The sequence below is a fragment of the Propionicimonas sp. genome (assembly GCF_047606205.1).
Lineage (GTDB): Bacteria > Actinomycetota > Actinomycetes > Propionibacteriales > Propionibacteriaceae > Propionicimonas.
The window spans coordinates 1-16,739 of the sequence record NZ_JASGES010000228.1 but is presented as its reverse complement, the minus strand read 5'-3'; the positions used below and the strand labels follow the sequence as shown (position 1 = coordinate 16,739).

17 protein-coding genes are annotated in these 16,739 nt (G+C 71.5%); 4 read left to right on the top strand and 13 right to left on the bottom strand.

Annotation, left to right across the window (positions count from 1 at the left end):
• Positions 1-185: 185 nt before the first annotated feature.
• The 4 genes from QM633_RS14345 to ssd are packed head-to-tail and all read right to left on the bottom strand — an operon-like array spanning position 186 to position 3,984.
• Positions 186-911 (bottom strand): type II secretion system F family protein, encoded by a 726-nt coding sequence (locus QM633_RS14345; RefSeq protein ID WP_415154445.1) that lies wholly within the window; start codon positions 909-911, stop codon positions 186-188.
• Between the two features lies 1 nt (position 912).
• The gene (locus QM633_RS14340; RefSeq protein ID WP_415154444.1) at positions 913-1,767 is read right to left on the bottom strand and encodes a type II secretion system F family protein; all 855 of its coding nucleotides are present in this window, start codon (positions 1,765-1,767) and stop codon (positions 913-915) included.
• Positions 1,764-2,924 carry a TadA family conjugal transfer-associated ATPase gene (locus QM633_RS14335; RefSeq protein WP_415154443.1) on the bottom strand — a complete coding sequence of 387 codons (1,161 nt, stop codon included), beginning with the start codon at positions 2,922-2,924 and terminating at the stop codon, positions 1,764-1,766. Before QM633_RS14335 ends, QM633_RS14340 begins: the two co-directional genes overlap by 4 nt.
• The gene (gene ssd / locus QM633_RS14330) at positions 2,917-3,984 is read right to left on the bottom strand and encodes a septum site-determining protein Ssd (protein ID WP_415154442.1); all 1,068 of its coding nucleotides are present in this window, start codon (positions 3,982-3,984) and stop codon (positions 2,917-2,919) included. The genes QM633_RS14335 and ssd overlap by 8 nt, the downstream gene beginning before the upstream one ends.
• A 150-nt stretch (positions 3,985-4,134) precedes the next feature.
• Between ssd and QM633_RS14325 the strand changes: the two genes are divergently transcribed.
• A complete protein-coding gene (locus tag QM633_RS14325) occupies positions 4,135-4,899 on the top strand; it encodes a class I SAM-dependent methyltransferase (RefSeq protein WP_415154441.1) in 765 nt (254 codons plus the stop codon).
• Between the two features lie 68 nt (positions 4,900-4,967).
• Positions 4,968-5,468 carry a phage holin family protein gene (locus QM633_RS14320; RefSeq protein ID WP_415154440.1) on the top strand — a complete coding sequence of 167 codons (501 nt, stop codon included), beginning with the start codon at positions 4,968-4,970 and terminating at the stop codon, positions 5,466-5,468.
• An 83-nt stretch (positions 5,469-5,551) separates the two neighbouring features.
• On the opposite strand, the gene QM633_RS14315 is transcribed toward QM633_RS14320, so the two are convergent.
• From QM633_RS14315 to QM633_RS14295, 5 genes are read right to left on the bottom strand one after another with little or no spacing between them, the layout of a single operon-like run.
• Positions 5,552-7,153, bottom strand: a complete 1,602-nt coding sequence (locus tag QM633_RS14315; protein ID WP_415154439.1) for an ABC transporter substrate-binding protein — start codon at positions 7,151-7,153, stop codon at positions 5,552-5,554.
• A 40-nt stretch (positions 7,154-7,193) separates the two neighbouring features.
• The gene (locus QM633_RS14310) at positions 7,194-7,949 is read right to left on the bottom strand and encodes an ABC transporter ATP-binding protein (RefSeq protein WP_415154438.1); all 756 of its coding nucleotides are present in this window, start codon (positions 7,947-7,949) and stop codon (positions 7,194-7,196) included.
• Positions 7,946-8,968, bottom strand: a complete 1,023-nt coding sequence (locus QM633_RS14305) for an ABC transporter ATP-binding protein (protein ID WP_415154437.1) — start codon at positions 8,966-8,968, stop codon at positions 7,946-7,948. Before QM633_RS14305 ends, QM633_RS14310 begins: the two co-directional genes overlap by 4 nt.
• Complete coding sequence (locus QM633_RS14300; protein WP_415154436.1) at positions 8,965-9,876, bottom strand: ABC transporter permease; 912 nt, start codon at positions 9,874-9,876, stop codon at positions 8,965-8,967. The genes QM633_RS14305 and QM633_RS14300 overlap by 4 nt, the downstream gene beginning before the upstream one ends.
• The gene (locus QM633_RS14295; RefSeq protein WP_415154435.1) at positions 9,873-10,850 is read right to left on the bottom strand and encodes an ABC transporter permease; all 978 of its coding nucleotides are present in this window, start codon (positions 10,848-10,850) and stop codon (positions 9,873-9,875) included. Before QM633_RS14295 ends, QM633_RS14300 begins: the two co-directional genes overlap by 4 nt.
• A 173-nt stretch (positions 10,851-11,023) precedes the next feature.
• Between QM633_RS14295 and QM633_RS14290 the strand changes: the two genes are divergently transcribed.
• Positions 11,024-11,605, top strand: coding sequence for a PadR family transcriptional regulator (locus tag QM633_RS14290; protein ID WP_415154434.1), 582 nt, complete (start codon positions 11,024-11,026; stop codon positions 11,603-11,605).
• 59 nt (positions 11,606-11,664) lie between these two features.
• Here QM633_RS14290 and QM633_RS14285 read toward each other — a convergent pair whose 3' ends face one another.
• Positions 11,665-12,330 (bottom strand): cysteine hydrolase family protein, encoded by a 666-nt coding sequence (locus QM633_RS14285; protein WP_415154433.1) that lies wholly within the window; start codon positions 12,328-12,330, stop codon positions 11,665-11,667.
• A gap of 90 nt (positions 12,331-12,420) precedes the next feature.
• On the opposite strand from QM633_RS14285, the gene QM633_RS14280 reads away from it, so the two are divergent.
• A complete protein-coding gene (locus QM633_RS14280) occupies positions 12,421-13,842 on the top strand; it encodes an MFS transporter (RefSeq protein ID WP_415154431.1) in 1,422 nt (473 codons plus the stop codon).
• 29 nt (positions 13,843-13,871) lie between these two features.
• On the opposite strand, the gene QM633_RS14275 is transcribed toward QM633_RS14280, so the two are convergent.
• The 3 genes from QM633_RS14275 to QM633_RS14265 form a co-directional block, all read right to left on the bottom strand.
• Positions 13,872-15,554 carry a glycoside hydrolase family 13 protein gene (locus QM633_RS14275; RefSeq protein WP_415154430.1) on the bottom strand — a complete coding sequence of 561 codons (1,683 nt, stop codon included), beginning with the start codon at positions 15,552-15,554 and terminating at the stop codon, positions 13,872-13,874.
• A gap of 14 nt (positions 15,555-15,568) precedes the next feature.
• Complete coding sequence (locus QM633_RS14270; RefSeq protein ID WP_415154429.1) at positions 15,569-16,219, bottom strand: NUDIX hydrolase; 651 nt, start codon at positions 16,217-16,219, stop codon at positions 15,569-15,571.
• A partial coding sequence (locus QM633_RS14265) for a TlpA family protein disulfide reductase (protein WP_415154428.1) occupies positions 16,216-16,739 on the bottom strand: 524 nt, incomplete at its 5' end. The genes QM633_RS14270 and QM633_RS14265, both read right to left, overlap by 4 nt.

Genomic DNA, 16,739 nt, shown 5'->3' with positions numbered 1-16,739 from the left:
CTTGCCACCAATTGCCCTGCCATGCCTGTCTCCTTCCTCCGGCGTCCGTGCGGACGCACCTTCACCCTCGGCAACGAGGTCCCGGACCGCTCACCGACTTCTGGGTCCTGTGGACAAAGCTCCGGGAGACGCCCTGCTGTGGAAAACCCCGCGGTTCACGGACCGGCGGTTCGCGCACGAGCGGTTCACGGGAAGAGATGGAGCACGACGCCGCCGATGATCGGAACCACTCCGAGCAGGAGGAACGCGGGGAGGAAGCAGACCATCAGCGGCAGGACGCTCTGCACGCCCACCCGCCGCGCCCGTACTTGAGCGGCCGCAGCCAGTTCCTGCCGCGCGTCGACGCCCAGCGCCCGCAGGCTGCGCGCAAGACCGAGCCCCGTGCCCACCGTACGGCCCACTTCCCGCCCGAGCGCGGCCAGGGACGGCTCCACCGCCCCGAGTTCGGCCCAGGCCGCGGCCTCGTCCGCGCCCAGCCGTACCCTGGCCACCACCTCCCCCAGGCACTCGCCCAGGGGTCCCCCCATCGCCTCCGCGACCACCTCGGTCGCCGTGCGCAGCGGCAACCCCGACTCCAGACAGACCGCCAGCAGGTCACAGGCCTCGGCAAGGTCGTCGCCGATCCGTTCCCTTCGCCGCGCCGCGACCGGGTCGGGCAGGCGGCCCAGCACGACGTAGCTCGTCACCGCGACCAGCACCGCCGGGCCGACCGCCCACCAGCCCAGGCCCGCGACCAGGATCAGGGAGGCGCCGCCGGTTGCCAGCGAGGCGAGCAGACGCTCGCGGGGCGGCCCGTCCCGCGCGGTCCTCGTGCCGCCACGCGTCGGGTCGTCCAGCCGCGAGCCGGGCGTGGGCCGCCACGCCTGCACCGCCAGCGCGACCAGGCCGGCAGCGATCGCCACCCACGGCATCTCAGTCCGCCTTCGGGTCGGAGCGGGACGCCGCGACCGGCGCACGCTCCGCGTCCACGGCGGTGCCAGGCGGGGCGGCGATGCGTTCGGTCCACAGCACCCCGAGGCAGCCCAGCCCGGAGCCGACGACCAGGCAGACCTGTCCGATCACCGAACCGGTGAGGAACGCGAACGGGTCGCCGCCGAAGGAGTAGCCCAACAGGATCCCGGCCACCGGCAGAACCGCGAGCAGACGACCGGTCGCCCTGGATGCGGAGAGCTCCGTGGCGATCACGTCCCGCACGGCGCGACGGACGGAGAGCCGCTCCGCGAGGGAGTCCAGCGTCGCCGTCAGCGACGCACCCGTGCGCTCGGCCACCTCCCAGGCCGCCCCCAGCTCGGCAAGGCCGCCACAACCGGGCTGCAGGCTGCGCCGACGCAACACCGGACCCACCGAGCCACCGATCCGCAGGACGGCTGCCGCCTCCGCGAGCACCGGTGCGTCCCTGGCCGCCAGGTGCAGGGCCGCGGCAGGGACATGCCCCACCCGCAGCAGCCCCGCCAGCAGCTGACCCGCGTCGCTCACCTCGCGAGCCAGCTTCTCGACGCCCGCGCGCCGCCGGTGCATGCGCCAGACCGCAACGGTGGTGAGGACGGGACCTACGACGGCCACGGCGACCGCCGCGCCGCGAGGTCCCTGCAGGAGCAAGCCGAGGACTCCGACCGCCCCCACGACCGCGGCCGGCAGCATGAGGCGCAGCCGGACGGCTCCCGCCGGCTGGGCACCCGCCGCCGCGTCGCGCAGGCGAACCGTGGCCGGCGGTCCACAGCAGAGCCACCCGGCCAGAGCGGCCGCCAGCACCGCGAGGGCGGTCATGGCGCGTCCGCCCCGCCGACCAGGTGGCACAGCTGCTCGTACCCGTCCCCGGGCACGCTCGCCCCGCCCGGTCGGAACCGGATCGCCGGCACCACGAGACAGCGTCCCGTCGTCGGGTCGGGCCGCACCAGGCGGATCTCGTCGACCCAGCGCCGCCCGTCAGGCAGCCTGCGCACATGGACGAGCACCTGCAGGGCGGCGGCCACCTGGGCGTGGAGCGCGTCCCGGCCCAGCCCGCCGAGCGCCGCGAGTGCCTCGAGCCGCGCAGGCACGTCGGCGGCGGAGTTGGCGTGCACGGTGCCGCAGCCTCCCTCGTGCCCGGTGTTGAGTGCGCTCAACAGGTCCGCGAGTTCCGCCCCACGCACCTCACCCACGACCAGCCGGCCCGGACGCATCCGCAGCGCCTGCCGGACCAGATCGGTCAGAGTCACGGCGCCGATCCCCTCGGCGTTCGGCGGACGCCCCTCGAGCCGCACGCAGTGCGGATGGTCGGGCAGGAGTTCCCGGGAATCCTCCGCGATCACGATCCGCTCCCCGGCGGGGACGAGACCGAGCAGCGCTCCGAGCAGGGTGGTCTTCCCCGCGCCGGTGCCGCCGGAGACCAGGAATGCCCGCCGCGTCGCTACCAGCCCCGTGAGCAGCGCGGCGCCCTGGTCGGTCAAGCTCCCGGAGGCGACCCAGTCGGCCAGGCTGAGCCGGTTGCGGTTCGGCACCCGCAGCGACAGGCACGTCCCCGAGCCCGCGACACAGGGCAGGACGGCGTGCACACGCACGCCGCTGGCCAGCCGCGCATCCACGAACGGCGAACCGTCGTCGAGGCGGCGGCCGACGGACGCGGCCATGCGCACGGCGAGGCGCCGGACCTCCGCCTCCCCGGCGAACCGGACCTCTGAACGCTCCAGCCCGTGGCCACGGTCGAGGTACACCTCGTCGGGAGCATTCACCAGGACGTCGGTGACCCCGGGAAGCTGCAGCAGAGGGTCGAGCACCCCGGCACCAACACTGTCCCGACGTAGCGCGGAGACGGTCTGCCGGACCGCCGCGTCACTGACGAGCATGCCGAGCGACCGCAAGGCCGCCCCTACCTCCACCGGGCCGGGGTCCTGTCCCGACCTGCCCAGGTGCGCACGCACGGCCTCGAGGTCGACGTCAGCCATTGCCGGGCTCCTCGCCCACGAGATCCGCCACGAGTTCCCCGACCGCACGCCGGTATTGACGACGGGCGCCCCTGGCCGGCGGTTCGCCCCGCTCGGCCGCAGCCAGCAGGCCGGGCTCGTCGGGCAGCCGGACGACCACAGGGCAGCCGACCGCCTCCGCGACGAGGCCGGAGGAAAGCGCGCCGTGGCCCGCCCGCACGACGAGCTCGGCCCGCTCGAGCCCGAGGACGGCGATGGTCTGGCGGGCCGCCGCGGCGCCGCGCACTCCGGCTCCCACGACCACCAACTGTCGGCCGGCCAGACGGACAGCCTCCCGCGTGGCCGGCGCGAGCGACCGGCCGGGGTCGACCACCACCAGCGAGTGCCACGCCCGCAGGGACGCAACGATGGCGGCGAGTGGCTCCCGGGCGAGGTCGACCGAGGGTCCTCGAGCCATCGACACCACGGAGACACCGTCGACCACGGGCAGGTAGCCGCGCAGGTCGCCCAGCTGCCCCTCCGCTCCACTGAGCCGCGGCCACCGCCAGCCACCGGTGCGCTCCGCGCCGAGCAGGAGGTCGATCCCGCCTCCGGTCGGGTCGGCATCAACCAGAGCCGAGCCGCCGGAGCCTCCCGGCGCGACCCGCTCGCCCGCCACCTGAGCGATGGCGGCGGCAAGGGTGGACGCCCCCACTCCACCCGAGCCGCCGACCACCGCCACCACCGGCGCCCTCGCCCTGGCCGCACCGTCGGCGAGCACGGATCCCAGCCACGCCCCTCCCTCGGGCAACGGGATCACCTGAGCCGCCAACGGCGCGGACCAGACGGAGAGCTCCGCGGGATCCGCACCCACCAGGAACACTCCTCCCCGGTGTGGCAGCGCCCGCGCGACGACCCGTTCCGCCTGATCGTCGGCCACGAGCACAGTGCCGGCGGACCGCCATGGCCGGGGGAGCCGCTCGAGGTCGGTCAGCACCTCGGCATCGAGTTCCTGGGCGGCGACCGCCGACAGGATCGCGTCCTGCGTGTCACCTGGACCCGCGACGACCAGTACGTCCCGACCCCGCTCCACCCCATCCACGCCCCTCATCCTCGGCAGCGGCGGGCCGTACCATTCACCCCATCCCGCCGCTTGTGGACAACTCCGCGGCCGGCCCGAGTTGTCCACAGCCTGGCCCGTCGACGGAGGTTCGGCCGGGCCGTCCGGGGATGCCTCGCCTACCATGCGGACATGACCAACGGGAGCACCGGGTCCTTCCCCGCGGCGGCACTCGACTGGCTGGCTCCGGCCGAGCCGGGAACCGTGCTCGCCATCGGGCGGCCCTCGGCGGTCACGGCGAACCGGCTCGCCGAACGAGGGAACACGGTGCTGCTGAGCGACAAGTCCGGGTCCGCCGTTCGCGCCGTCCGCCGCCGCTACCCGTCCCTGCAGACCGTCGCCGCCGCGCCGGACGCGCTGCCGTTCGTGCCCTGCTGCTTCCACCAGTTGCTGGTCGCGCAGGGGCTGCACCTGCTGCCGAGCAGCCTCGTCCTGGACGAGTTCGCGCGCGTCCTCGCCCCGGGAGGACAGCTCGCCGTGCTCCACACCGCACGCGACGACTCCGTCCCCTGGGTACGGCGACTCGCGAAGATCCTCCAGGAGTACGACCCGGACGCCATGACCGGCGGCGCCGAGTTGTACTCGGTGGCGGCGATCGCCGCCTCACCGCACTTCCCGGTCGTGGAGCACCGCTCGTTCCGGCTCTGGACACCGATCACGAGGGACGGCCTGCTGGAGATGGTCAGTTCCGCGCCGCGCCTGTCCGTCCTCGAGCAGCCGGAGGCCGACCACCTCCTCGGCGAGGTCGGACGCCTCTACGACACCTCCGCCCGCGCACCCGAGCCGCTCCTGCTGCCCTACTCGGTGCTGTGCTGGCGGGCGGTCGTCGACCACAGCGAGCTCAGCGCCGCGATCCGCACCGGGGACGAAGGGTTCGGAATCACCTTCCCGTGGTGACACCGGGGGCCATCGGGGTACCGGTGCAGCCGTTAGGCTGGCAACCACAGCGCGCCGAAGGAGCTCGAATGGCCGAACAGTCCGACCTCGCCGAGGTGATCAAGAACATCCAGGCCGACGTCACCACCATCATCAAGGGTGAGATCGAACTGGCCAAGGCAGAACTGGTGCCACAGGCGAAGGCTGCCGGCGTCGGCGCCGGACTGTTCGGCGCGGCCGCCTACGTCGCGCTCAGTGGAGCTGCGCTGCTGTTCAGCGGCCTGGCGTTCTGGCTCTCGGTCGGGTTCCAGGCGTGGTTCCACCTCGAGATCCTGCCCGCTCTCGCCTGGGGTTTCGCCGTGATGGCGGTGCTGTTCTTCCTCCTCGCCGGCGTCCTTGCGCTGGTCGGGAAGAGCCGGCTGACCTTCTCGCCCCCGGAGGCGACGGTGGCGAACGCGGAGGCCTCGCTCGCCGCGGTGAAGTCGGCCGTCGCGAAGGGGAAGGCGGACGTGGACGCGCTCTCCCTCACCGGCAGGCAGCCCGCGCTGGAGGCCGGCGCCGACACCGCGGCGACGCCCGGGAGGTCGTGAGCGGACTCCGCAGTCAGGACGCGGCTCGGCCGCCGGGACCATTCCCCGGCGGCCGAGCCGGTGCAGCGGTCACTGACCCCCGATCAGCCCTCGATGGAGATGTCGTTGAAGCTGATCCACCAGCTCTTCGGCTGGACGAAGCCCTTCACCTTGGCCGACATCGCCCGCGGCGCGGTGTCGTTCACCACGAACATCCAGGCCGCGTCCTCGGTGACCAGGTGCCCCACCTGGGTGAGCATGGCGGCACGCTCCTTGTCGTCGACGGTGACCAGCGCCTGGTCGTAGAGCTTCTCGGCCTCCTTGTTGCAGTAGCCGAAGAAGTTCCCCTCGCAGCCGAACCAGAAGCCCTTCCAGCTGGAGGGCTGTTCGAGGCTGAACGCCTGGTTCGCGGCCTGCCAGCCGGTGTTGCCCCCGCCGAGCTTGGCGTACATGCCGGAGAAGTCGACCGGATCGAGGGTCACCCGGATCCCCACCTTGGCCAGCTGCGCCTGCAGGGCCTCGTTCATCGCCTTGGCCTGCATCGCGCCCGAACCGGCGGTGATGTAGCCGACCTTGACGTCCACGCCGTCGGGATAGCCGGCCGCGCTCAGCAGCTGCGTGGCCTTGTCCGGGTCGTAGGAGTAGAGGTTGTCATCGGCGGTGTAGTACAGGCTGGCCGCGGCGAACATCTGGTAGGCGGGGACGGCCGTGCCGTGCAGCAGGTCGTTCGCGATGGCCTCACGATCGATCGCGTAGTTCATGGCCTGACGCACTCGGATGTCGTTGAACGGCTTCTCCTTGGTCATCAGCTGCCACGACCACTCCCAGTCGAAGGCGTTGCCGGTGGCGACGAAGCCGGCCTGCTCCAGGCTGGCCAGGTCGTCGGGCTGGGCGGCCTCGATCCAGTCCACGCGTCCGGAGCGGAGCGCGGCGGTGCGAGCGGACGGGTCGGGGATCAGTTCCACGGTGAGCCGGTCGAGTTTGGGCACGGTGCCCCAGTACTTGTCGTTGCGGACGAACGAGATCGACTGGTTCTGCTCCAGGGAGTCGAACACGAACGGGCCGGTGCCGACCGGGTGGGACGCCTGGCCGGTCAGTCCGTCCTTGTCCAGCGACGTCGGGCTGGCGAAGTAGACGTTGTACAGGTCGGCCAGGAAGTAGGCGAACGGCTGCTTGAGGGTGAACGTCACGGTCATGTCGTCGACCTTGTCCACCTTCTTCACGAAGGTGAGCACCGTGTAGTAGGTGATCAGCACCGGGTCGAAGTGCGGATCGTTCTTGTCCATGTAGCGGTGGATGTTGTAGATCAGGGCGTCGGCGTTCCAGGCGGTCCCGTCGTGGAAGGTGACGCCGTCCTGGAGGCTGAAGGTGTAGGTCAGGCCGTCGCTGGACACCTCCCACGACTTCGCCAGTGCGGGGGCGACCCCGGCAGCGGCGTTCGGGTCGGAGATGTCGCGCTTGGTCAGACCCTCGTAGACGAGATTGCCGATCAGCCGCTGCCCCTCGTACCCGGCGGTGGTGATCGCGCCGGTGTCGAGGCTGGGGAAGGACGCCATCTGGGAGCCGATCACCAGTTCCTGGGGCGCCGCCGAACCGGCCTCCCCGGGCGCGGCCGGGGCGCACGCCGCCAGCGTCAGGGCCAGCACGGTGGCGATGCCTGCGGCGATCAGCCCGGTCAACCGTCGATGTCTGCGGTGGGTGGTCATGTCTCTCCTTGTCATGGAAGGGATCGGGGGCGGGGGCGGGCTAGACGTGGACGAGCCGGCGCGCGGCCAGCAGTTCGCGGGTGTAGTCGTCCTTCGGGTCGGCCAGGACCGCTGCGGTGGGCCCGGACTCGACCACGTGGCCGCGGTTGAGCACCAGCACGTCGTCGGTGAGGTGCTCCACCACGGCCAGGTCGTGGGTGATGAAGAACATCGCCACACCCAGCCGCGACTGCAGCTCGGCGAAGGTGTTCAGCACCTGCGCCTGCACCGACTTGTCCAGCGCGGAGACCGCCTCGTCGCAGACCAGCAGCCGCGGCTCGTTGGCGATCGCCCTGGCGATGGCGATCCGCTGGGCCTGGCCGCCGGAGATCTCGTGCGGGTAGGCGTACAGGTAGTCCTCGGGTAGCGCGACCAGGTCGAGCAGCTCCCGCATCCGGTCGCTCCACCGCTTACGGGGGACGCCCTGCGCGCGCAGCTGGAAGGTCAGCGACTCGCGCACGGTCATGGTCGGGTTGAGCGCGTTGCGCGGGTCCTGCGGCACCAGCTGCACCAGATGCCGGGCCTGGCGCAGCTCGGAGCGGCTGAGCCGGTACAGGTCGCGTCCCTCCAGCCGGACGGTGCCCGCGTCAGGCTGCAGCAGCCGCATCACGACCCGTCCCAGGGTGGTCTTGCCGCTGCCGGACTCGCCCACCACTCCGAGGGTCCGCCCGGCCTCGAGCTGGAAGTCCACGCCGTGCAGCGCGGTGAAGCCGCCGAACCGCTTGACGATGCCGGAGCCTTCCAGAATCGGCGTCATGCTGCTCCCTCGTGCTCTTGGAGGTCCTGCTCCTCGGCCACCGCGTGGCCCGGGGCCACCTCGCGCAACGCACCCCAGTCGCGTCGGTTCCGGATGCTGTCGGGGACGACGGCGAGCTGGCCGCGGGGGATGCCGGCCGACGGCTCGGCTGCGATCAGTGCCCTGGTGTACTCGTGCCGCGGGGACGCCAGCACGTCGGCGGCGAAGCCCAGCTCGACGATCCGCCCGCCGAGCATGACCGCCACCCGGTCGCGGGGCTGGGAGGCCACCTGCGCGGCGATCCCGATGTCGTGGGTGATGAACAGGATCGCGGTGCCCATCCGACGGCGCAGGTCGTCGAGCAGCCCGACGACGTGCACCCCGACCGATGCGTCCAGCGCGCTGGACGGCTCGTCGGCCACCACGAGTTCGGGGTTGCAGCTGAGCGCGATGGCGATCGCGATCCGCTGCCGCATGCCGCCGGACACCTCGTGGGGGTAGCAGCGCAGCACGCGCTCGGGGTCGCGGATCTGCACCAGCTCCAGCAGCGCCACCGCCCGGGCCCTGGCCAGGCGCGGGGTCTGCTCCTGATGGTGCTGCAGGATCGTCTCGGTGATCTGGGCACCGATCCGGCGCATCGGGTCCAGGGAGGAGTTCGGGTCCTGCGGGACCATCCCGATCCGGGCGCCGAGGACGCGCCGCAGGGCCACCGCGTCGGCGTGGATCAGGTCGATTCCGTCGAACATCGAGGTGCCGCTCACCCGTGCGGTGCGGGCCGCCAGGCCGATGATCGCGCGGGAGAAGACGGTCTTGCCGCTGCCGGACTCGCCCAGCAGCACGGTCACCTGCTCGCGTTCCATGCCCAGGCCGAGGTTGCGCACGACCGTGCTCAGGCCACCGCCGGCGCGCGGGAAACTGACCGAGACCCCGGTCGCGTCCAGCGCCAGCGGGACGTCGGCGCCCAGCGCTCCCGCCGGGCCTTCGGGACGGAGGTCGCCGGGACCCGTGGGCTCCGGGCGGTGGACTTCGGGACGGGTCATGACGCGGTTCCCCTTCCGGCGATGGCGTCGCGGACGCCGTCCCCGACCAGCGGGAACAGCATGGACAGCAGCAGGATCACCAGCACCGGCAGAATCGCCAGGCTCACGTCGACGTAGATCGCGGCCTGCATCTCGTACAGGATTGACCCCAGTTCGGGTTGCGGTGACGGCACCCCGAGCCCGATGAACCCGAGTCCGCCGGAGATGGCGACATTCGCCCCGACCAGCGAGGTCGAGTAGGCCAGCACCGCGGGCAGCGAGACCGGTATCACCTGCCGGAACAGGATCGCCGGCTGGCCGGCCCCGCTGGCCCGGGCAGCGGTGACGAAGTCGAGCTCCCTGATCCGGGCCACCTCGGTCTCCGCGATCCGGGCGACCGGGGCGATCCAGACCAGGCTCAGCGCGAGGATCAGCGTGCCCAGGCCGACCCCCAGCGTGATCGCCAGCAGCAGCGAGAGCAGCACGCCGGGGAAGGCGAACAGCAGGTCGACGCCCCGCATCAGCACGGTGTTCACCGTGCGTCCGGCCAACCCGGCGACGGTGCCGATCAGCAGGCCGATCACGGTGGCGATGACGATCGGGACGACGCCGGCGAACAGCGAGGTCCTGGTGCCGTAGACCAGCCGGCTGACCATGTCCCGTCCCTGGGTGTCGGTACCCAGCGGATGACCGGGGCTGAAGAAGGGCAGCAGGCGCTCGCCCAGCGATCCGGACAGCGGATCGGACAGGGGCAGCAGCGGTGCGGCGAGCACGACCAGCGCCATCGCGGCGATGATCAGCAGCGCCACCCGGGAGCGCAGCGGCATCCGGCTGAACAGGCTGCGGCGGCGGAAGCGGACCGGCGTGGCCGCCGCCGGAGACTGGGCCGAGGCGAGCGCGGGCATTCTGGGCGAGTCGTCGGCGGTCATGCCCTGCCCTTCCGGATCCGGGGATCGAGGAGTGCGTTCACCACGTCGGCGGCGAGCATCACCACCACGAAGATCAGCGCGATGATCAGGGCGACCGCCTGCACCAGGGTGTAGTCGCGCAGCGTGACCGACTGGACGATCAGCGCGCCGAGGCCGGGAATGGTGAAGATCTGCTCGACGAACAGCGCCCCGCCCAGCATCGTGCCGACCTGGATGCCCAGCACGGTGATCATCGGCGGCAGCGCGTTGTGGTGGGCGTGCACGGCCATCCGCATCGGGGACAGGCCGCGGGCGCGCAGCGTGGGCAGGAGTTCGGTCGCCTGCAGGGTGCTGATCGACGTCTTGAGCGAACGCGCCATCTGCGCGCCGGGAGCCAACGCCAGCGCGGCGGCGGGCAGGACGAGGTGGCTGGCCAGGCCGAGGACGGAACGGTCGCCCCGGGTCGCCAGCCCCCCGGCGGGGAACACGGGCCAGATCACGGCGAGCAGGATCAGCAGCAGCAGGGCGACCGTGTACTGCGGCGCGGACAGGAACAGCGCTTCGGCCCAGTCGACCACCCGGCGTACCGGCGTCCAGCGCGACGTGGCGAGGTTGCCCATCACCAGCGCGATCACGATCGCCAGCAGGCTCGCGGTGCCGCCCAGCAGCAGGGTGTTGTTCAGCGCCGGCCCGATGATGGTGACCACCGGGCGTCCCTGGCTGTAGGAGTAGCCGAGGTCGCCGGCGGCCATCCGTCCCAGCCAGGCCCAGAACTGCTCGGCCAGGGGCCGGTTCAGGCCCATGGTCAGCCGGAGCGCTTCCCGCTCCTCGGGGGTGCTGTCGGTGCCCAGGATGGTCAGGGCGGGGTCGCCGGGAATGGCCCGGATCGCGAAGAAGACCACCACAGCGACGAAGACGGCGGTGACCACCGTCATGACCGCACGTCCCGCGATCAGGCGGATGAGCCGGTTCTGTGTGATTGGCCTGTACTCCATAATGGGAGTACCGTATCGGCCTACCGTTTCGCTGGCGTTACGGTGGAGTAAAGGTCGCGACATGGGCGTCGCCGGCCCCGGCCCGGCCCGGTCCCAGTAGCATGATGGCGGCCGAAGGTCGGAACGCACCCCGGTCCCAGACGATCATTCGGCACGTGAGGAAGGGAGGAGCGATGGCGCTCAGGCATGCGATCCTCGCAGCACTGTCCCGTGGCACACCCCGCACCGGCTACGAACTGAACGCCAGCTTCAACGACCTCAAGGACCTCGCTTGGCACGCCAGCCCTTCGCAGGTCTACTCCGAACTCACCAAGATGGAGAAGCTCGGCCTGATCGAGATCTCCGAGCGCAACGAGCGTGGACGCACCAGCTACCTGATCAACGAACAGGGCTACTCCGAGCTGCGCCGCTGGTTGGTGCACGAACAGCCCGACCACGGGATCCGCGACGACGCGGCGCTGCGGCTGCTCAACCTGTGGGTGCTGGACGCCACGACGGCCGGCTACCTGCTCGACGCCGAGGTCAGCTTCCAGCGCCAGCGCCAGCTCAGCCTGCAGCACCTGCTCGACCACTGGGACGAGGAGCACGAGGACCCCGACAGCCCCGTCTGGCGCAACCGCCGGGCGCTGTACACGCTGTGGTTGCGCCGGACCGAACTCACCCTGGCCTGGCTGGACGGGTTGCGCGAGGTGCTCGAACACCCCGAGCGGCCGGTGCCCGAACTGCTCGACCTGCCGGTCACCGACCTGGTCTGACGACCTGGTCCGGCGACGTGGCCCGGCGGCCTGGCGGTCAGGCGGCCGCCGGGACCCGCTCAGGCCAGCATCGCCAGGTCCTCGGTCTGGCGCCCGTAGCCCGGGGTGGTGAACCGGCGCTCCCAGGGCGCGTCGTCGGCGAGCAGCTCTCGCCACCCGGCGACCTCGACGTAGAGCACCCGCAGCGAGTCGAGCCCGTTGACGTGCAGGGCCCTGCCGTCGGTGGACACCGCGTCCTCGGGCACCGCCACGTCGAAGTTCTTCATCATCCCGGTGCGGGAGGTGGTCTCGACGCAGACATTGGTCTGCAGCCCGGCCACCACCAGGCGCTCGACGCCCAGGTTGCGCAGGATGTTGTCCAGGTCGGTGTTGAAGAACGCGTCCCAGCGGTGCTTCTCGATCACGATGTCGCCCGGCTGCGGCGCGACCGCGTCGAGGATCTCGCTCCCCCACTCCGAGTCCGCACCGATCGGCGAGTCGCCCCTGGCCTCGACCTCGGCCAGAACGCGGCGCATGCTCGGAGTGGCATCCGCTCCGTCGGCCCGCGCGGTCTGCCGGGTGTAGATCACCGGGATGTCCTTCGCCCGCGCCGCCGCGAGCAGCTCGGCGCACTCGGCCACCACGGTGTCGAAGTTCCAGATCGGGGGCCAGCCGAGCGCCGCGCGACGGTCCTGCTGGAGGTACATGTTCTGCATGTCGATCATGATCAGAGCGGTCTTCGTCATTTGGATGCCCCATCTCTAATATTGTTTCGTAGTCCAATATTGCTATATTGAGCCGTGCACTCGGAGACTGTCAACAGGGAGGACGCCGCCATGGCCGTTGCCGTCGACGGGGTCGCGACACCCGATCGCCGCTGGCGCACCTTCTCCGCGCTGGCCGCCGCCGCCGCCCTGACCATCTTCGACGTGTCCAAGGTCGGCGTCGCGCTGCCCGCTATCCAGTCGACCATGGGCGGCAGTCCCTCGATCATCCAGTTCATGCTGGTCGGCTACACCCTGGCCTACGCCGCCACCCTGCTGCCGTCCGGACGGATCGGGGACGTGCTGCCGCGCCGCACCGTCTTCCTGATCGGCTCCACGGTGTTCCTGCTGGCCAGCATGGTCTGCGCCCTCGCCCCGAGCGTGGAGTGGCTGGTCATGGGACGGATCGTCGAGGGCATCGGCGCCGGCCTGCTGATGCCCCAGGTGCTCGGCCTGATCCAGCGCACCTTCCCGGCACGGGAGCGGGCCAAGCCGCTGGCCGCGCTCGCGGCCACGCTGTCGCTGACCTCGCTGGTCTCTCCCGTCCTGGCCGGTGCGGTGATGGGCGTCGCCGGGGACGCGCTGGGCTGGCGGCTGCTGTTCTGGATCTCGATCGCGGTCACCGCGGTCGTGCTGCCCTACGCGGCCGTCTCGATCCGGGAACCGGCCGGCGAGACCCGGCACGGCTTCGACGCCGCCGGCACGGTCCTGCTGGTCGGCGCGGTCGCGTTCACCATCGCCCCGCTGAGCTCGATCTCCGAGAGCCTGGCGATCCAGCCGTGGATGATCGCGATGACGGCGGTGGGGATCGGTTTCGTCGTCGCCTTCGTCCTGCACGAACGCCGCCTGGCCCGCTCCGGCGCCGAGCCGCTGGTCGACCCCGACCTGTTCCGGCTGCCGCATCTTCCCGCCGGCGTACTGGTCTCCGGCTGTATGCACGCCGCCGCCACCGCCGGCACGCTGATCGTCACCGTCGGGCTGCAGCAGATCGGCACGCTCAGCGCCTTGTCGACCGCGCTGTGGATGCTGCCCTCGGCGGGCGCGGCCCTGTTCGGATCGTGGGTGGCGAGCCGGTTCAGCGCCACCAGCGGCCCGATCGTCGCGATCGGCACCGGCCTGGGCGCGCTGGGGCTCGCGACCCAGGGCTTCGCCTTCGGCACCCTCGACACCGCCCACCTGCCCCCGGTGGTCGGCGGCCTGCTGGTGCTGAGCTCCTTCGGCTCCGGGGTGGCCGCACCGTCCAACCAGGCCCGGACGCTGCAGCGGGTTCCCGACTACCGCTCCAGCGTCGCCGGGTCGCTGATCCAGTTCGCCCAGCGCGTCGGCTCGGCGATCGGGATGGCCCTTGCCCTGATCCTGTACTACGCCCTGTTCTCGGCCCCCACCTTCGCCGGGCGCCCGGCCTCCGGGCCGATGGTGGCGCTGTGGGCGGTCAGTGGCTTCCTGGTGCTGGCCACCGTGCTCGCCGCCGCCGACCTGCGCCGCGGCCGCTGACCTCACCCGGCCCCGCCAGGATCGCGGGCTCAGGCGAGCCGGTAGATCCGGGACTCCCAGGCGGCCAGTTCGTCGCTGAGCGAGTCGTGGGTGCCGAGGAGTACCTCGGCTCCGGCCCGGTCCGGCAGACCGGAGGGGAGCACGACCGGCGCCGACGACCAGTTCGCCACCACCAGCAGCACCTCCTCACCCAGGGTGCGGGTGTAGCAGAACAGTCGCTCGTCCTCCGGCAGCAGCAGCGCGAAGCGGCCCTGGCGCACGACCTCGAGCTCGTGGCGCAGCGCGATCAGCCGGCGATAGTGGTGGAACACCGAGTCCGGGTCGGCGACCGCGGCGGCAGCGTTGATCCGGGTGTGGTTCGGGTTCACCGCCAGCCACGGCGTGCCGGTGCTGAAGCCGGCGTTCGCCGACGCGTCCCACTGCATCGGGGTGCGGGCGTTGTCGCGGCTCTTGAACCCGATCGCCCCCAGCAGTTGCGCCGGATCGCCACCGCCGGCGACCGCCTCGGCGAAGAAGCGGGTCGACTCGAGGTCGTTGTACTGCTCGATCGAGGTGAAGCCGGCGTTGGTCATGCCGAGTTCCTGGCCCTGGTAGACGTAGGGCGTCCCCTTCAGCAGGTGCAGCGTCGTGGCCAGGGTCTTCGCCGACACCACCCGGAACTCCGCCGAGTCGTCGCCGAACCGCGACACCGAGCGCGGCTGGTCATGGTTCTCGAAGTACAGCGAGTTCCAGCCGACGTCGGCCAGCGCCTCCTGCCATTCGGCGAGGTTCGCCTTCAACGCCGGCAGGTGCAGGGGGACCACGTCCCATTTCACGCCGGTCGGGCCGTTGTCGATGCTGACGTGCTCGAAGGTGAACACCATGCCGAGCTCGCCGGCGGCCGGATCGGTGTGGGAGCGCGCGGTCTCCGCGTCCACACCGATCATCTCCCCGACGCTGAACAGCTCCTTCGCCGAGAGGCCGACCTCGCGGTTCATCTCCCGAAGGAACTCGTGCAGCCGGGGACCCTCGACGACGATGGACGGGTCGTAGCACAGCCCGCCGGGGCCGTTGGCGGGCCCGTCGGCAAGCGGGTAGGTCTTCGAGATCAGGTTGATCACGTCCATCCGGAAGCCGTCGACGCCGCGGTCGACCCACCAGCGCATCATGTCGTACACGGCGCGCCGCACTGCCGGGTTCTCCCAGTTCAGGTCGGGCTGCTTGGGGCTGAACAGGTGCAGGTAGTACTGGCCGGACGCCGGGTCGAACTGCCAGCCGGGACCGGAGAAGAACGACCCGGCGTTGGTCGGCTCCGCTCCCGGGGTGCCCGGCTCGTGGCCCGCTCGCGCCGGGCGCCAGATGTACCAGTCGCGCATCGGCGAGGCCAGGTCTCGGGACTCGGCGAACCACGCGTGCTCGTCGGAGGTGTGGTTCACGACGAGGTCCATCACCAGCTTCATGCCGCGGGCGTGCAGCCCCTCGATCAGGGTGTCGATGTCGTCGAGGGTGCCGAACAGCGGGTCGATGTCGGTGTAGTCGGAGATGTCGTAGCCGTTGTCGTCCATCGGCGAGCGGTACACCGGGGACAACCAGACCACGTCCACGCCGAGCGCGCCGAGGTGATCGAGATGAGCCGCGATCCCTCGCAGGTCACCGATCCCGTCCCCGTCGCTGTCCGCGAAGGACCTGGGGTAGATCTGGTACACGACGGCGCTTTGCCACCAGGGAGCCATGCCCCCATCCTTGCCTACCGGCGTTCCCTCAGGAAACGGCCGGGAATCTCGGTGACGCGGGACGCGTCCCAGGGCTGCGTCCAGCCGAGAAGCTCGAACAGACCGTCCAGCAGAAAGGCCGTGAACCCCCACACGTACACCTCGCCGATGGTGAAGGCCGGCCCGCTGAACCCGCCGGGAAGCATCCAGGTCGACCGGCTCGCCGGGTCGAGAAGGCTGGCGACACCGACTTGGTGGACGGCCGCCACCTCGGCGGTGTCGACGGGAACGAGTGGACGCGGCTCGCCCCACCAACCGACGACCGAGGTCACGTCGAAGCCGCTGCGCGGGATGTGGGCGTCCGGGAGCGCCCCGAGGACCTCGACGGCGTCCGGCGGAACGCCGACCTCCTCGTCCGCCTCGCGCAGGGCGGCGGCGATCGCATCGACATCGGTGGGCTCCATCGACCCGCCGGGAAACGCGATCTGGCCGGCGTGGGTGCGCAGGTCGGGACGCTTCTCGATCAGTGGGATGTCGTAGCCGCCGGCGCCCCGGCTGAGCAGGATCAGGACGGCGGCCCTGCGCTGGCCGGTGGGGACGCGGGCGCCGTGGATGAAGCCCAGCGCGTCCGGGCGGGTGAACCGGTCGCGGGCCGCGAGCAGCTCCTCCGGAACCGGTGTGCTCACTCCCCCAGCCCCTTCGACACCCACTCCTGCACGTTCTCCAGCGAGATGAACTGGCCGGGGTGGCGGGCGACGATCGTCCCGTCCGCGTCGATCAGCAGCGAGTAGGGGATCCCGGTGATGCCCAGTGGCGCCTTGAGCGTGTTGTCGAGGTCTGACAGCTGGGGATAGGTGGCGCCCATGAGTTGCGCGAAGTCGATCGCCAGCGCGGGCTGGGGGTCGGAGTAGTTGATGCCGAGCACCGCCACCTTCTGCTGGGTCGCGGCGAATGCCGACAGGTGTGGGCCCTCGTCCCGGCAGGGTTCGCACCACTGCGCCCACAGGGTGATCAGCATCGGCCCGCGCAGCCCGCCGAGCCGGACGGTCGAGTCACCGCCCAGACAGTCCAGGGTGAGGTCGGGGAGGCCGCCCTTGACGGCCGGCAGTGCGGAGCTCTTCGGGCAGTCCTCGATGCCGGCGGCTCGCCGCGCCGAGACCAGGTCGGCCGGTGTCGCCGTGGCCGGGGCGGACGCGGACGCCGCGG

What these genes read in the sequence shown, in the direction of transcription:
- QM633_RS14335 (WP_415154443.1), bottom strand. Translation starts at nt 2,924, where the DNA reads ATGGCTGACGTCGACCTCGAGGCCGTGCGTGCGCACCTGGGCAGGTCG.
- QM633_RS14300 (WP_415154436.1), bottom strand. Translation starts at nt 9,876, where the DNA reads ATGACCGCCGACGACTCGCCCAGAATGCCCGCGCTCGCCTCGGCCCAG.
- QM633_RS14305 (WP_415154437.1), bottom strand. Translation starts at nt 8,968, where the DNA reads ATGACCCGTCCCGAAGTCCACCGCCCGGAGCCCACGGGTCCCGGCGAC.
- QM633_RS14345 (WP_415154445.1), bottom strand. Translation starts at nt 911, where the DNA reads ATGCCGTGGGTGGCGATCGCTGCCGGCCTGGTCGCGCTGGCGGTGCAG.
- QM633_RS14320 (WP_415154440.1), top strand. Translation starts at nt 4,968, where the DNA reads ATGGCCGAACAGTCCGACCTCGCCGAGGTGATCAAGAACATCCAGGCC.
- QM633_RS14275 (WP_415154430.1), bottom strand. Translation starts at nt 15,554, where the DNA reads ATGGCTCCCTGGTGGCAAAGCGCCGTCGTGTACCAGATCTACCCCAGG.
- QM633_RS14285 (WP_415154433.1), bottom strand. Translation starts at nt 12,330, where the DNA reads ATGACGAAGACCGCTCTGATCATGATCGACATGCAGAACATGTACCTC.
- QM633_RS14310 (WP_415154438.1), bottom strand. Translation starts at nt 7,949, where the DNA reads ATGACGCCGATTCTGGAAGGCTCCGGCATCGTCAAGCGGTTCGGCGGC.
- QM633_RS14315 (WP_415154439.1), bottom strand. Translation starts at nt 7,153, where the DNA reads ATGACCACCCACCGCAGACATCGACGGTTGACCGGGCTGATCGCCGCA.
- QM633_RS14340 (WP_415154444.1), bottom strand. Translation starts at nt 1,767, where the DNA reads ATGACCGCCCTCGCGGTGCTGGCGGCCGCTCTGGCCGGGTGGCTCTGC.
- QM633_RS14280 (WP_415154431.1), top strand. Translation starts at nt 12,421, where the DNA reads ATGGCCGTTGCCGTCGACGGGGTCGCGACACCCGATCGCCGCTGGCGC.
- QM633_RS14325 (WP_415154441.1), top strand. Translation starts at nt 4,135, where the DNA reads ATGACCAACGGGAGCACCGGGTCCTTCCCCGCGGCGGCACTCGACTGG.
- QM633_RS14290 (WP_415154434.1), top strand. Translation starts at nt 11,024, where the DNA reads ATGGCGCTCAGGCATGCGATCCTCGCAGCACTGTCCCGTGGCACACCC.
- QM633_RS14295 (WP_415154435.1), bottom strand. Translation starts at nt 10,850, where the DNA reads ATGGAGTACAGGCCAATCACACAGAACCGGCTCATCCGCCTGATCGCG.